The following is a 14,340-nucleotide window of genomic DNA, read 5'->3' as shown; positions in this document are numbered from 1 at the left end:
GCGTGCGTCGTTTCATAAGTGTCCTCCCAAAGACATGCCCGTCCGTTACGATTTTGCGGCGGGTGACCCATTGTTAGCAACTTAAATTCGAAAAGCAAATTAAATTGGACAGCTTTCAAAAAAACCGGCATCATCGTTACCAAGGGTCGCAGGCGTTGCTTCGCGGCGGGAGGAAAAAAGAGAATAAAATCATGGTATTCGGTCATCAGAAGATCGAAAGCAGACGGCTGCTTTTGCGTGAGATTGCGCAACGCGGACCCGTACCGCGTATCGATCTTGCGGAACATACCGGCATCAGCCGAGCCACTGTCACGTCCGTCACAGCCGACCTTTTGCGCGGCAGATTGATCGAGGAAGTGCCTCGCGAATCACGTAGTGACGAATCGGCACGCGGACGGCCCCGGGTCGATCTGAAGATCGCCGGCGACGCCCATCTGATTGCCGGTCTCAAGGTGTCGGACAGGTCCATTTCACTGGTTCTGATGCGGTTTGACGGCACCCATGTCGCGGACCACGAATGCCCCATCCCGACGGGACGTCTGACGCCAATCGACCTGGCCACACATATCCGCGATGGGCTAAGGGCGCTGGCTGAAAAGGCGGGCCATGATCTCAGCGATATCTCGGGCGTAGGCGTCGGGCTGGCGGGCGTTGTGGATGCGGATCACGGGCTGGTCTACTGGTCACCGTCGCTCGATCAACGCAACGTCCCGTTCGGTGAAGTGCTGCGCGACACGCTTGGGGTGGCCGTCTACCTCGACAACGACGCGAACCTCGTCGCCATGGCCGAACTGACCTTCGGACTGGGCAAGTCGCACTCGGATTTCATCGTGATCACTATCGAAAGCGGTGTGGGCATGGGCATGGTGCTGGGCGGCCAACTCTATCGCGGCACGCGCGGCTGCGGGGCCGAATTCGGACATACCAAGGTGCATCTGGACGGCGCGCTCTGCCGGTGTGGGCAGCGCGGTTGTCTAGAAGCTTATGTGGCGGACTACGCGCTCGTGCGCGAGGCCTCCAGCGTTGGCGGAATGAGCCTGACGACGCCAACCAGCCAAGCCGTCAGTACCGTGCTGAAAGCGGCCAAAGACGGTGACGCAACCGCACGCACAGTTGTGGAGCGGGCGGGCAAGATGTTTGCGATGGGCCTTGCCAATCTGGTGAACATCTTTGATCCCGAACTGGTGATCCTTGCAGGCGAGCAAATGCAGTTCGACCACCTGTATGCAGACACGGTGATCGAGGAAATGCGCAAGAGCATCGTGGAAATCGACAAACCCGCGCCCGAGGTTGTTGTCCATAAATGGGGCAATCTGATGTGGGCGCAGGGGGCAGCAGCCTACGCGCTTGAGTTTGTACAGGATACAGCGGTGGGGGCGTTGGAAGATGCCTAACGGGCTTGGATGTCTCACCAAACATGATACCGGACTAGGGCGCACTACCGCACAGCGCGGGGCACTCACCGCCCTTTTTCTCTGCGCCGTCCAGCCACTTGCTGCCGACGTGCGCTTTGCCCCGATCGATGTTCCAAACCATGTCTACGATGGAGGATGGGAGCATTTTGTCGGTGGCGGACTGGCCGTTCTGGACTGCAATGGTGATACGCGGCCCGATCTGGTGGCAGCGGGTGGCTCAAATCCGCCCTTGTTGCTCAAAAACACGTCCGACGACGCTATTTCCTTCGAAGCGATAGAGGACCCGGCGCTCAACCTGACCGGTACGACCGGAGCCTATCCTTTGGACATCGACAATGACGGTCATCTTGATCTGGTGATGCTGCGCGTGGGGCCCGATACCATCTTGCGTGGGCGCGGCAATTGCAGCTTTGAACCCATGCCCTTTCGCTTCGATGATCATTGGAGCACGGCCTTCTCCGCCACATGGGAGGCAGGCCAAACCGCCCCAACACTCGCCTTTGGTCACTATGTGGACCGCAGCGATCCCGACGGGCCGTTCGAAGCCTGCGACGTAAACCACCTGTGGCGTCCGGGCGGGGCAACCTATGCAGTGACCGACCTCAGCCCGGGGTTTTGTGCGCTGTCCATCCTCTTCACCGATTGGTCCCGCACCGGCCGCGCCGACCTGCGCATGTCGAACGACCGCCACTACTACATTCGCGACGGCGAAGAACAGCTTTGGGCGATGGAGGAAACACCCCGGCTCTACACTGACGAAGACGGTTGGGTGCGCCACATGCTGTGGGGCATGGGCATAGCTGCGCGCGATCTGGACCGCGATGGGCGGGACGAGGTGTACCTCTCCTCGATGGGCGATCAGCGGTTGATGAAACAGGTCGGCGACGGACCTGGCTTCGAAGATGTGCCCTTTGACATGGGCAGCGCCGCGCACCGCCCATATGTGGGTGGTGATGGGCGTCCGTCGACCGGCTGGCATATCGCTTTTGGGGACGTGAACAACGACGGTCTTGATGATGCCTTCATCGCCAAGGGCAATGTGCAACAGATGCCGGGCAGCGCGATGGAAGACCCCAATAACCTGCTGATCGGTCAGGCGGATGGCAGCTTTGTCGAAGCCGGAGATGCGGCCGGCGTCGCCTCCATGCACCGGGGGCGCGGCGCGGCCCTCGTCGACTTCAACGGGGACGGATTGCTGGACCTTGCCGTCGTCAACCGACGTGCACCGCTAGAGGTGTGGCAGAACACGACAGAAGCAACTGGCAACTGGCTCTCGGTGTCTGTGATCCAGGAAGGAACAAACACCCAAGCCGTCGGCGCGTGGATCGAGGTCGATGATGGCACCGCCGTTCAAGCACGCGAGATCACCGTTGGTGGCGGCCATGCAGGCGGTGTGGCCGGGCCACAGCACTTCGGGTTGGGTGATGCTGAAGCGGTGCGACTACGGGTGCGATGGCCGCATCAGGGCTGGAACGATTGGCGGGATGTGCAGGTCAACGCGCCGATCTTGATCACCCAGTGAATTAAGGGGTTCTGCCCCTCGGCCTGCGGCCTCACCCAGTGGTATTTGCAGTCAGAAGAAGTCAGGACCGCGGCTACTGATCCACCGGTAGGCCACTTGGCACCGACGCAGGCACGCCAAGCGCACCACGGATGCTTTGCGGATCGGTGAGTGCGTTCAGGAAGGCGAGGATGTCATCCACCTCGTCATCCTTGAGCGCGATGGGCGCCAGATCATTGGCTGCTGCGATCCGCTCCACCTCGGCCGGGTCGGACAACACGCGCATGTCGTCTGCGTCAAATCCCGGCATGATCGATTGGGTAATGTCGTAGCTGCGCAAGCTGCTCACCGGGTCAAGATGGTGACGCACCACACCTTCGAGCGTCGCATAGGCGCCGCTGTGTCCGTACGGAGCTGTCTGCGCAACATTGCGCAAAGGTGGGGTGCGGAAGGCATACGCGTCCTCGGCATCCCCCGTCACCCGCATCCGGCCTGTATCCTGCGCGTGGCTTTCAAACCGGGCGGCCTTGCCGGGCCCGATCTGCGGCATGGCGATGGCGTGGAAATCATGATCCGTCTGAAAGCGGCCGGAATGACATGTTGAACACTGCGCCTTGCCGTAGAACAGGTTCATGCCACGCATGGCAGCAGGCTCCATTTCGGTGCCGTTGCGCAAGTACAAGTCGAACGGGCTCGCCACTCCGCGCCATTCAAAATCGAGAAACGCGGCCACCGCGTCCGAGATATCGGTGAAGTGGATCGGAGCGTCACCGATCACATCATCAAAATGCGCACGGTATTCCGGGATGCTCTCGACACGCTGCGACAGCAGATCCCACGCTCCGCCTGGCCCCGTGATCAGACCCTGGCGCACGGCCTGGCTGATCTCGTTTTCACTATAGTGCCCCGCCATCTCATCCGCGGACAGCACCGGGAACATGGATTGCGCGGACAGGGCCGAGGCAAAGCCCATCTCCATCTCCGACCCCAACGGCGTCCGGATACCCGAGGGCCGACGTGGATCCTCCTCCAACCGCCCATCATGGAAAAACACCGTGAATTCGGCTGCCCCAAGATTGAACAAGGGCGGCGCATTCCGCGGAATGCGTTGCTCCGGCATGTTCTCATGATCGGCCACACGGTCAGGACCAAGCCCCTTGGCCCCGTCACCAAGGCCAAGCGAAACGCCATCGCCGGTGGCAAATTTCGGATGGTGGCAGGTGGCGCAGCTGACCGTTTTCGACCCAGACAGGATCGGATCGTAGAACAGCAAACGGCCCAACTCGACCTGCGCGCTGTCAACCTCCGGAAACACTGGCTCGTCAAACGGCAAATCGGCGGCCCACACCGGGGCCGCCATCACGCCAAAAACAAACGCCTTATACGAAACGCGAGACATAGTTCTCCAATATCTCCTGCCGGCCCGAATGGGGCTGCGGTTCGATCCCGTCGGCAATCACCCGGTCGGAAATCGACGCCAGATCGCTGCCAAGCATCGCTTGCGCCTCCGCTGTCTCCCACCCCGCATAACGCGCCTTCAACGCATCGTCCAAACCACCGTCCTCGATCATCGCAGCCGCAGATTTCAGACCCCGGGCACAAATGTCCATGGCACCGACATGGGCAGCAATCAAATCCTCGGCATCGAGGCTCTGACGACGCAGCTTGGCGTCGAAATTCGTGCCGCCCTTGCCCAGACCACCGGCTTTCAGAATGTGGTAGTAGCACAGCGCCACCTCGGGCACATTGTTGGGGAACTGATCGGTGTCCCAGCCCGATTGGTAGTCGTTGCGGTTCATGTCGATGGACCCCAGCATCCCGTCGGACGCCGCAACTGCAATCTCATGCTCGAACGAATGACCAGCCAGGATGGCATGCCCCTGTTCAAGGTTCAGCTTCACCTCATCCTCAAGTCCATACTTGCGCAGGAACCCGATGCAGGTGGCCGCATCGAAATCATACTGGTGCTTCGACGGCTCTTGCGGCTTCGGCTCGACCAGGATCTGGCCCTTGAACCCAATCTTGTGCTTGTATTCGACGACCATCGACAGAAAGCGGCCCATATGGTCCAGTTCCTGCCCCATATCGGTGTTCAGCAGGGTCTCGTAGCCTTCACGACCGCCCCACAGCACGTAGTTCTGCCCACCCAGCTTCAGCGTCGCATCCATGCAGGATTTCACCGTGGCGGCAGCATAAGCAAACACATCCGGATCGGGGTTGGTCGATGCGCCTGACATCCAACGCCGGTGACTGAACATGTTGGCCGTGCCCCAGAGCAGGCCCACGCCCGTCTCTTCCATCTTGGGGCCAAAGTAATCCGTGATCTCGTTCAGCCGGTCCAGGCTTTCGGCAAAGGTCGCACCTTCTGGCCGCACATCCGCGTCATGCCAGCAGAAATAGGGTACGCCGAGACGCGCGAACATCTCGAACGCAACATCGGCCTTCATCTTGGCGCGGCCCATATCGTCCTGCGGATGCCACGGACGGATGAAGGTCTGACCGCCAAAGGGGTCACCGCCTTCCCAAGCAAAAGAATGCCAGTACGCAACAGCAAAGCGCAGGTGATCTTCCATCCGCTTGCCCATGACCATTTCGTCCGGGTTGTAGTGGCGGAAGGCCATCGGGTTGGTGCTGTCCGGGCCTTCGAATGTGGTGGGCGGGACGGCGTCAAAGAATCCAGTGGTCATGGCATGGCTTTCAGTTTGGGGTAAGCGCCTGAAAAGGCAGAGTAAGCATCGTCATAGGCAGCGACCAGGTCGGCCTGTGGGTGTATCACATCAGCGACGGGCGGCTTGGTCATCACGCTGGCCGGATCGGCACCGGTATCACCGCACATGGCAATCCGCGCTGCCCCCAAGGCCGCACCAAACGCGCCCTCGTCGGGCCGCTCCAGCGGAATGTTCAGGGTCGTCGCCAGCATCCGTGTCCAATAGTCGGACCGGCTGCCGCCCCCGATGGCAAGGGCCGAGGGCAGTTGCGCCCCCGTTGCCTTCAGCGCCTCAAAGCTGTCGCGCAGGGCAAAACTGACCCCGCTCATCACAGCGTGGGTCAAGTCCTCGGGGCCGGAGGCGATGTCGAGGCCGGTAAACCCACCGCGCACCTGCGCGTCATTGTGCGGTGTGCGTTCCCCGGACAAGTAGGGATAAAATTTCACGTCACTTGGTGAAGCGAGCGTATTGCCCAAAGCGGATGACAACTCACCTGCCCCCTGCCCGGTGATACGGCTCAGCCAGTTCAGACTGTCAGTTGCAGCCAGAACCACGCCCATCTGATACCAACGCTCCGGCACCGCATGACAGAATGTATGCACGGCACTGCCCGCATCCGGCGCGTAACTGCCCCGACCAGCCAACACGACACCCGAGGTGCCCAGCGACACAAAGCCATCGCCCTCACCTAATGCACCAACACCACAGGCGGCCACCGCATTATCCGCTCCGCCCGCAACAACCTTGCATCCTGCAGGCAGACCCAGATCAGCCCGCGCGGCCTGCACCTCACCGACAACATCCGTGCCTTCCAGCAAGTCCGGCATCTGCTCGCGCGACATGCCCCCAAGCGCCAGCAGGCCATCCGACCACTCCCGCGCTCCCACATCCAGCCACGCCGTACCCGCCGCATCCGACATCTCGGTCGCATAGCGGCCCGTCAGCCACCACAGCAGGTAGTCCTTGGGCAACATGACCCGCGCCACCCGGGCAAATATGTCGGGTTCATTCTTCGCCACCCAGGCCAGCTTGGGTGCAGTGAAGCCAGGGAATACGATGTTTCCACTGATAGCGCGCGCTATCGGGTCGGCATCCATGGCTGCCGCCTCGACGTGGCTGCGCGTGTCATTCCACAGAATGCATGGGCGCAACACGGCGCCTGCGCCATCAACCATGACCGCGCCATGCATATGACCGGAAAAGGACAGCGCCCTGATGGCGCCATACGCTGACGGATGCTCTTGCCGCAACGACGCCAGAACAGCGCCAATACCCGCAACCCAATCGGCCGGGTCCTGTTCGCTCCACCCCGCATGCGGGTTTGACACGTCATAGGTCGCATCAGCACTGCCAACGGCGTGGCCATCGCCATCCACCAACAATGCCTTCACGCCCGACGTGCCCAGATCAAGTCCGAGATACATCGAAGTCCTCCCTTAAACGTACATTCGTGCCATTTAATTCGATTGTCAAACTAATTATGATGTACGCCCCTCAGTTTCTAATTAACACGGAAATACACCCCCAAATCGCAAATCACCCAAGGCGGCGTACCCCCACCCGGTCCACCTTCCTTGTTTCAAAAAAATCCTCCCCGAAGGGCCCCTTCCCACCGGGCCGCCGGACCGATATATCGCACCCAAACATGCAAGGAGCCTGGCATGACCTTCGACCGCTCGATCAAGATCGCCCCCTCTATCCTCGCCGCCGATTTCGCCAATTTCGGCGCGGAATGCGCAGCCGTCGAAGCGCAGGGCGCAGATTGGATCCATGTCGATGTGATGGACGGACATTTTGTGCCCAACATCACCTTCGGCCCCGCAACCTGCGCGGCGATCCGCCCGCATATCAAGGGTGTGATGGACGTTCACCTGATGATCGCGCCCGTTGATCCCTACATACAGGCCTTTGCAGATGCAGGCGCCGATGTTCTGACCGCTCATGTGGAAGCTGGCCCCCACATCCACCGGACGCTGCAGGCCATCCGCGGGGCGGGCATGAAGGCCGGTGTCGCCCTCAACCCCGGCACCCCCGCCGCAACGGTCGAAGAGTTGATCGGCATGGTCGACCTGATCTGCGTAATGACCGTGAACCCCGGATTTGGTGGGCAAAAGTTCATCGACATGACGGCCAAGATCCAAGCCTTACGTGCGATGATCGGCGATCGCCCCGTGCACATCGAAATCGACGGCGGTGTCGATCCGACCACGGCTCCGCTGGTGGCAAAGGCAGGGGCGGACGTGCTTGTCGCAGGCTCTGCCGTGTTCCGGGGTGGTTCCGTCGACAATCCGGGTCCCTACGGAGAGAACATCCGCAGCATCCGCGCGGCTGCGGAAGGAGTCTGGACGTAGCCGCTTTTCGGCGCGTCAGATCAGCTGGTTCGCAAAGGCCTCGATCAGCTTGTGCTTGAGAATCTTGCCCGTTGGAGCGGCCGGTAGCTCGGCCGCCAGTATATAGCGTGCCGGTCGTTTGTATCCCGCCAGCCTATCCTTGACGAAGGTCCGCAGATCCTCTTCGGAAAGGTCGCTGCCAACCGGCACCTGCACAAAGGCCAGCACTTCTTCGTCGCCGCTTTTTATCCGTCCGACAACAGCAGCTTGCACGACGTCAGGATGATCGTTCAACGCCGCCTCGACCTCGGGCGGAAAGACATTGAACCCGCCGTGGATGATCAACTCCTTGGCCCGGCCCAGAATGTGCAACTTGCCCTCTGCATCGATCTGCCCAAGGTCTCCTGTTCGCAACCATCCATCGTCATCCAAGACCTTGGCCGTCTCATCGGGATTGCGGAAGTAGCCCTTCATCACGTGGGGTCCGCGGGTCAGTACTTCGCCGCCCGGCACGGTATCGTCAATCGCGATTTCGATGCCCGGCAAAGCGGGACCAACGGAGGTATCGGGGTCGCCAATCATGTTGCGGGTGGCTGCCGTCCCAGCAGTGCTTTCCGTCATGCCGTAACCATTCTGGATCGCCACGCCATAGAACGCCTCGGCCTCACGCTTCCACGTGGGATCAAGCGGCGCCGCGCCCGAAGAGACATAACGGAGCGTGTCTGACCCGAGTGCCGTTTCCCCAAGTGACTTGGCGTGGGCCATCAGAAGGGCGTGCATCTGCGGCACGGCCGAGAAAAGAGTGATGCCATCGCGCAAAGCGTCGAACACGTCGGCCACAACAAAACGGGGCACCAACCGCACCGGGGCACCGGCATGGATGGCGGCGACGACAACCGAGCAAAGGCCGAAGACATGGGTGGTGGGCAGCACGCCGTAGATCAGATCGTCATGCGTCATACCTCGCAGCTCGGCGCTGGTCCTGCCACCGAAGCGGACGTTGGAATGGGTGAGCATGACGCCCTTGGGATCGCCTGTCGTTCCGGTGGTATAGAGGAGGACGGCGACATCCTTGTCCCCTGGAAAACTGTCCCCGCGGGGACAGTGTAGCGACAACCGCCCCCACACCCCGGATACTGTGCCGGGTTCTATATGTGCTTCGGAGTTTTGTGCATTTTTGTCGTGGTTGATTGCATCCGCGGATACCTGTGTGGTGAAGAACACTGCCTTTGGTTCTGCATGGGCGTCCACACGGGCCAGTTCAGCCGGGGTTTGGCGGGCGTTGATCGGGACGGCGGTCGCGCCCAAGCGCCAAGTGGCGAAGAGAGCGGCGACCTTGGCAGCGCAGTTTTCGGAGACGATCATCACGCGGTCGCCGGAGGCGATGCCATTGGTCTTGAGAACCTCGGCAATCTCGTCAGCGGCAGCGCTCAGCTGAGCGTAGGTCAGGTGAGCGCCGGTTGAATCCTCTACAGCCAGTGCATCAGGCCGTGTTGCAACCTGATGAGCGAGAAGACTATAGACGCTATCCACCCCGCACCCGTTTGTAGACGCCCGTGGATGTCGCAAGGACAGTGCCGCTTTCATCCTCCAACCGGCCTTCGGTAAAGATCGTGCTGCGCCCACCGCCCGACACTTCGCCCGTCGCGACCACCACCCCCTTCCGGGCAGGAGCGAGGTAGTTGGTTGTCATCGTCAGTGTCGCCACTTTGGTGTCGCCGTTGTCGTCACCTGTGCGGGCTGCTGCAAAACCCATCGCATTGTCGAGCATGGCAGACATAATGCCCCCGTGCAGACCGCCATGGCGGTTGCCATGCTGCGCGCCGATGTCGAGCCAGCAGCGTGATACGCCGTCCGCCTCGCGGATGTCCACGACGTAGCCGAGCAGCGTTTGCGCACCCGTCTCGTCGCGGATGATGCCTGGTCCGTCAGGCGGCAGAGAGGGCAATGAACCGCTCCAAATGGTAGTCCGTGTCGCCGAAGCGGTGGTCCGCCATCACGATCCGCTTGGCGATGTGGGCAAGCTCGTATTCCTGCGTCATGGCAATACCGCCATGCATCTGGATCGCTTCCTCGGCCACCAGACGGCCAATGCGCCCGATCAGGTTTTTGGAAGCCGACAGATGCAGGTCGGCGTCCTTATCGTCGGCGTAGCCTGCGGCGTTGATGACGGCAGAGCGTGCCTGTTCCATCTCGATCAACAGGTCGGACATGCGGTGGGCCAGCGCCTGGAACGTGCCGATGGGTCGCCCGAATTGCTTGCGCGTCATCAGGTAGTCCTTGGTGAGCGCGGTGGCGGTTTCCATGGCGCCGAGCGCTTCGGCGCATTGCGCGATGATTGCGAGGCGGTTGGCGGCCTCCAAGTCGGTGAGCGTCAGGCCAAGCGGCGCACCGGGCGTGTTGTCGAGGGTGACTTCGGCGGCGCGGCCTCCGGCAAGAAGCGGGTATCCTTGGATGTCGAGGCCCTGTGCGCCCTTGTCCACGAGGTAGAGCGCGATTGTGTCGCCATCCTTGGCTGAGATAATCAGGTGATCTGCCGCCTCGGCATTCATCACCACGGCCTTGCGGCCCGTCAGTTTGTTGTCTGTAGCCGTCGTGTTGACGTGGTCCAGATCATAGCGGCTGTCGGGTTCGCCATGCGCGACGGCGAGATGGATCGCGCCGCCGATAACCTGTTCGACCATATCCGTCTTGCCTGCAGCGGCGAGTAACCGCCCTCCGATCAGGGCGGAGTCCAGAACAGGCTCGACCACGCCTGCGCGGCCCAGTTCCTCGAACACCACGGCGATGTCGAAGCCTGCGCCGCCAAAGCCGCCCTGGTCTTCGGTGAAGAGTGCGCAAAGCACACCGAGTTCCGCAAGTTCCGCCCAGATATCCGGGGAGAACCCGGTTTCAGAGGCGAGGATATCGTTGCGACGTGCGGTGCCGTACTGTTCACGCAGGTAGCGCCGCAGAGTGTCCTGCAGCATCTGCCGTTCTTCGGTCAGGTTGAAGTCCATTACGCGCCTCCGCTCATAGTTACTTTGGCGATGATGCCGCGTTGAATTTCGTTGGATCCGCCGAAGATCGAAAGCTTGCGATTGTTGAAGTACTGGCCTGCGACGGGGCCTGTATCGAACGGGTCGGGGATCCGGTTATTGGCGCCTTCGACCGCTTCGGACGCAAACGGCATGGCGTAGGGGCCGACAGCGCGGCGCGCAAGGTCGTTGATCTCCTGGCGCAGGATCGACCCTTTGACCTTGAGCATCGACGCCTCAAGCCCCGGTGCCTCTCCGGCCGCGGCTTTCGAGATGATGCGCAGGTTGGTGGTGGCCATAGCGCGCAGGTCAATCTCTACCTGTGCGACACGAGCCGCGAAGTGGGGGTTTTCAAGAAGCGATTTACCGTTGTGATTGGCCGCTTTGGCGATGCGTTTCACCGCCTTCAGCCCCGCCTCGCTTGACCCGACGCCACCAAGGCCGGTGCGTTCGTGCGTGAGCAGGTACTTGGCGTAGGTCCAGCCCTTGTTTTCCTCGCCTACGAGGTTTTCGGCGGGCACTTTTACGTCCGTGAACCAGACCTCGTTCACCTCGTGACAGCCGTCCAGCAGAATGATGGGACGCACCTCGACACCGGGCGTGTCCATGTCGATCAGCAGGAAGCTTATGCCTTCCTGCTGTTTGGCATCCGAGTCTGTACGGACAAGGCAGAAGATCATGTTGGCGAACTGGCCCAGCGTCGTCCACGTTTTCTGGCCGTTGACGATGTAGTGGTCGCCGTCGCGCACCGCCTTGGTTTTCAGCGATGCGAGGTCGGACCCGGCACCCGGTTCGGAATAGCCCTGACACCACCAGTCGGTGCCGTCGAGCATGCGCGGCAGCCAGTGGTCTTGCTGTTCCTTGGACCCGAATTTCTGCAGGACGGGGCCAAGCATCGAAAAGCCAAAGGGGACGATGCGGGGGGCGTGGGCAGCGGCGGCCTCGGTGTCATAGATGTGCCGTTGCACCGCCGACCATTCCGCACCGCCAAATTCCCGGGGCCAGTTCTGGGCCAGCCAGCCGCGCGCGTTCAGGATCGCGTGCCAGCGTTCCATGTCATCCTTGGTCAGGTCCCCATCAAGCCGGACCTTTTCGGCGATGTCTTTTGGAAGATCGTTCTGCAGGAATATGCGTATCTCTTCCTGGAAAGCCAGTTCTTCGGAGGAATAGCTCAGGTCCATATCTCAGCCCTTTTTGTTCAGGTCATCGAAGGTTTTGTTTTCGGCCACCAGCTGTTCCAGCAGCGGCGCCGGTGCCCAGAAGTCAGGATCTTCTGTGGCATAGGATTTGATGTCGTTCAGCAGGGGTCCGAGCCCCATGATGTCCGCCCATTTAAGCGGCCCGCCCCGGTAGCGCGGGAAGCCGTAGCCAAAGAGCAATGTCATATCGACGTCGAGGGGACGGCGGGCGATGCCTTCGCCCACGACCTTGGCGCTTTCGTTGACCATGGCGGCCATGTAGCGGCGCACGATTTCCTCATGCGTGAAGTTCCGGGGCGTGATGCCCAGCCGTGCGCGGTCAGCTTCGATCATCGGCAGCACGTCGGGGTTGGGCACACGCGCCTTGGGGCCAGCGGCGTAATCGTAATAGCCCTTGCCCGTCTTCTGACCGAAATGGCCCTGCTCACAGAGCGTGTCAGCATAGGTGGCATCGCGCTTGGGGGCGTGTCCCTCAGCCCGTTTGCGTTTACGCACGGCCCAGCCGATGTCGAGGCCCGCAAGGTCAGCGACAGCGAAGGGGCCCATGGCAAAGCCAAAGTCCTCGAGGGCCGTGTCGATCTCGTAGGGCGAGGCACCGTCCAGGATCATCTGGTCGGCAGCGGTGCGGTAGGTGGCAAGGATACGGTTGCCGATGAACCCGTCGCAGACACCCGCGCGGACGCTGATCTTGCCCAGCATCTTGCCCAGCGCAAAGCCTGTGGCGGTGACATCGGGCGCGGTGGCGTCGCCCACAACAACCTCAAGCAGCTTCATCACATGCGCCGGCGAGAAGAAGTGCAGGCCCAGCACGTCCGCGGGACGCGAAGTGGTGGCGGCGATTTCGTCGATATTCAGGTAGGACGTGTTGGAGGCAAGGATGGCGCCGGGTTTGCAAACGCGGTCCAGCTCGGCAAAGACCTTTTTCTTGACCTCCATGTCCTCGAACACGGCCTCGATCACCAGATCGACATCCTGCAGCTTGTCGTAGTTGGTCACAACCAAAAGCGTGTGGGTCAGGATCTGGTCGTGCTGGTTGGGGGTGATCTTGCCCCGCTTCACGGCCCCGGACAGGTTGCGTTCGATGCGGTCGCGGGCGGCTTGGCCTGCCTCCGCGCTCATTTCCAGCAGCGTCACTTCCAACCCGGACAAGAGAGCTGCGGTGGCAATGCCGGCCCCCATCGTGCCGCCACCGATCACACCAATGTGCTGGATTGCCCTCGGTTTGACCGCTTTCAACTCGGGCAAGTTGCCCACCGCACGCTCTGAAAAGAACGAGTGGATCATGCCCTGCCGCTGATCCGTTTGCATGAGATCATAGAAAATCTGGCGCTCGGCCTTCAGCCCTTCGGCAAAGGGTTTTTCGACTGCGGCCTGCACGGCACGCACGCACCAGGCTGGCGAAATTTGGCCCCGACCCTTGGCAAGAATGGTTTCGAACGCCCTGTCCCAATCGATTGCGGCGGGCGGGTCCATTTCAGACACCGGACGGCGGTTGGCACCTCCATCCAGCAGCTGCTGGGCATAAGCGATACCGTTGGCCTTCGGATCACCATCTTCGATCACATCGATGATGCCCAATTCATGGGCCTTGCCAGCTCCGATATGCCGACCAGTGGTCATCACGTCCAGTGCCGCCTCGACACCGGTCAGGCGCGGCAAACGCTGTGTCCCGCCCGCGCCGGGGATCAGACCCAAATGCACTTCGGGCAAACCCACCTTGGCCGAGGGGACGGCGATGCGGTAGTGGCATCCCAGCGCCACCTCGAGCCCGCCACCCAGACTGACGCCATGCATGGAGGCCACAACGAGAAGCGGCGATGCTTCGATCCGGTTGATCAGGTCAGGCAGGTGCGGCTCAAGCGGGGGTTTGCCAAATTCGGTGATGTCGGCACCGGCAAAGAAGGCACGTCCCTCGCCCACGATAAGAACGGCGCGCGCACCATCATCTGCCTCGGCCTGCTCCATCCGGTCCCAAAGGCCTTGGCGCACGGCATGGCTGAGCGCGTTCACGGGCGGGTTTTGGACCGTCAGGATGGCGATGTCGCCTTCTCTGGAATAGGCAATCTTGTCGCTCATGGGTCCTCCGCTGGTTCTGAAACACGCGCATGGATCCTCCACCTTGCGCATGTTTCAGCCTAGGCGTGCACAGAAAAAGGGCAAGCGATTCAAA

At 61.3% G+C, this 14,340-nt stretch carries 11 protein-coding genes; 3 read left to right on the top strand and 8 right to left on the bottom strand.

What is annotated here, in order from left to right:
* Positions 1 to 191: 191 nt before the first annotated feature.
* Together AC53L6_RS20005 and AC53L6_RS20000 are read left to right on the top strand one after the other, a co-directional pair.
* Complete coding sequence (locus AC53L6_RS20005) at positions 192 to 1,394, top strand: ROK family transcriptional regulator (RefSeq protein ID WP_496909117.1); 1,203 nt, start codon at positions 192 to 194, stop codon at positions 1,392 to 1,394.
* Positions 1,387 to 2,937 (top strand): CRTAC1 family protein, encoded by a 1,551-nt coding sequence (locus AC53L6_RS20000; protein ID WP_496909116.1) that lies wholly within the window; start codon positions 1,387 to 1,389, stop codon positions 2,935 to 2,937. Before AC53L6_RS20005 ends, AC53L6_RS20000 begins: the two co-directional genes overlap by 8 nt.
* 73 nt (positions 2,938 to 3,010) lie before the next feature.
* Here the strand turns inward: AC53L6_RS20000 and AC53L6_RS19995 are convergent, their stop codons facing one another.
* From AC53L6_RS19995 to xylB, 3 genes are read right to left on the bottom strand one after another with little or no spacing between them, the layout of a single operon-like run.
* A complete protein-coding gene (locus AC53L6_RS19995; protein ID WP_496909243.1) occupies positions 3,011 to 4,276 on the bottom strand; it encodes a cytochrome-c peroxidase in 1,266 nt (421 codons plus the stop codon).
* A gap of 19 nt (positions 4,277 to 4,295) precedes the next feature.
* Entirely contained in the window at positions 4,296 to 5,603 is a 1,308-nt protein-coding gene (gene xylA, locus AC53L6_RS19990; RefSeq protein ID WP_496909115.1) for a xylose isomerase, read from the bottom strand.
* Positions 5,600 to 7,048, bottom strand: coding sequence for a xylulokinase (gene xylB / locus AC53L6_RS19985; RefSeq protein WP_496909114.1), 1,449 nt, complete (start codon positions 7,046 to 7,048; stop codon positions 5,600 to 5,602). Before xylB ends, xylA begins: the two co-directional genes overlap by 4 nt.
* Positions 7,049 to 7,285: 237 nt before the next feature.
* Between xylB and rpe the strand changes: the two genes are divergently transcribed.
* Positions 7,286 to 7,975: a ribulose-phosphate 3-epimerase gene (gene rpe / locus AC53L6_RS19980; RefSeq protein ID WP_496909113.1), complete on the top strand. Its 690-nt coding sequence runs from the start codon at positions 7,286 to 7,288 to the stop codon at positions 7,973 to 7,975.
* Between the two features lie 15 nt (positions 7,976 to 7,990).
* On the opposite strand, the gene AC53L6_RS19975 is transcribed toward rpe, so the two are convergent.
* The 5 genes from AC53L6_RS19975 to AC53L6_RS19955 are packed head-to-tail and all read right to left on the bottom strand — an operon-like array spanning position 7,991 to position 14,246.
* Entirely contained in the window at positions 7,991 to 9,487 is a 1,497-nt protein-coding gene (locus tag AC53L6_RS19975; RefSeq protein ID WP_496909112.1) for a class I adenylate-forming enzyme family protein, read from the bottom strand.
* A complete protein-coding gene (locus tag AC53L6_RS19970) occupies positions 9,480 to 9,902 on the bottom strand; it encodes a PaaI family thioesterase (RefSeq protein ID WP_299602219.1) in 423 nt (140 codons plus the stop codon). The genes AC53L6_RS19975 and AC53L6_RS19970 overlap by 8 nt, the downstream gene beginning before the upstream one ends.
* A complete protein-coding gene (locus AC53L6_RS19965) occupies positions 9,883 to 10,953 on the bottom strand; it encodes an acyl-CoA dehydrogenase family protein (protein ID WP_496909111.1) in 1,071 nt (356 codons plus the stop codon). The genes AC53L6_RS19970 and AC53L6_RS19965 overlap by 20 nt, the downstream gene beginning before the upstream one ends.
* On the bottom strand, positions 10,953 to 12,152 hold the full coding sequence (locus AC53L6_RS19960) for an acyl-CoA dehydrogenase family protein (RefSeq protein WP_496909110.1): 1,200 nt from the start codon (positions 12,150 to 12,152) through the stop codon (positions 10,953 to 10,955). The genes AC53L6_RS19965 and AC53L6_RS19960 overlap by 1 nt, the downstream gene beginning before the upstream one ends.
* A 3-nt stretch (positions 12,153 to 12,155) precedes the next feature.
* Positions 12,156 to 14,246, bottom strand: coding sequence for a 3-hydroxyacyl-CoA dehydrogenase NAD-binding domain-containing protein (locus AC53L6_RS19955; RefSeq protein WP_496909109.1), 2,091 nt, complete (start codon positions 14,244 to 14,246; stop codon positions 12,156 to 12,158).
* Positions 14,247 to 14,340: the final 94 nt, after the last annotated feature.

This window comes from Tateyamaria sp. LSS28, assembly GCF_059611725.1.
This window is presented reverse-complemented; position numbering and strand designations above follow the sequence as displayed.

What these genes read in the sequence shown, in the direction of transcription:
- AC53L6_RS20005 (WP_496909117.1), top strand. Translation starts at nt 192, where the DNA reads ATGGTATTCGGTCATCAGAAGATCGAAAGCAGACGGCTGCTTTTGCGT.
- AC53L6_RS20000 (WP_496909116.1), top strand. Translation starts at nt 1,387, where the DNA reads ATGCCTAACGGGCTTGGATGTCTCACCAAACATGATACCGGACTAGGG.
- AC53L6_RS19995 (WP_496909243.1), bottom strand. Translation starts at nt 4,276, where the DNA reads ATGGCGGCCCCGGTGTGGGCCGCCGATTTGCCGTTTGACGAGCCAGTG.
- xylA (WP_496909115.1), bottom strand. Translation starts at nt 5,603, where the DNA reads ATGACCACTGGATTCTTTGACGCCGTCCCGCCCACCACATTCGAAGGC.
- xylB (WP_496909114.1), bottom strand. Translation starts at nt 7,048, where the DNA reads ATGTATCTCGGACTTGATCTGGGCACGTCGGGCGTGAAGGCATTGTTG.
- rpe (WP_496909113.1), top strand. Translation starts at nt 7,286, where the DNA reads ATGACCTTCGACCGCTCGATCAAGATCGCCCCCTCTATCCTCGCCGCC.
- AC53L6_RS19965 (WP_496909111.1), bottom strand. Translation starts at nt 10,953, where the DNA reads ATGGACTTCAACCTGACCGAAGAACGGCAGATGCTGCAGGACACTCTG.
- AC53L6_RS19960 (WP_496909110.1), bottom strand. Translation starts at nt 12,152, where the DNA reads ATGGACCTGAGCTATTCCTCCGAAGAACTGGCTTTCCAGGAAGAGATA.
- AC53L6_RS19955 (WP_496909109.1), bottom strand. Translation starts at nt 14,246, where the DNA reads ATGAGCGACAAGATTGCCTATTCCAGAGAAGGCGACATCGCCATCCTG.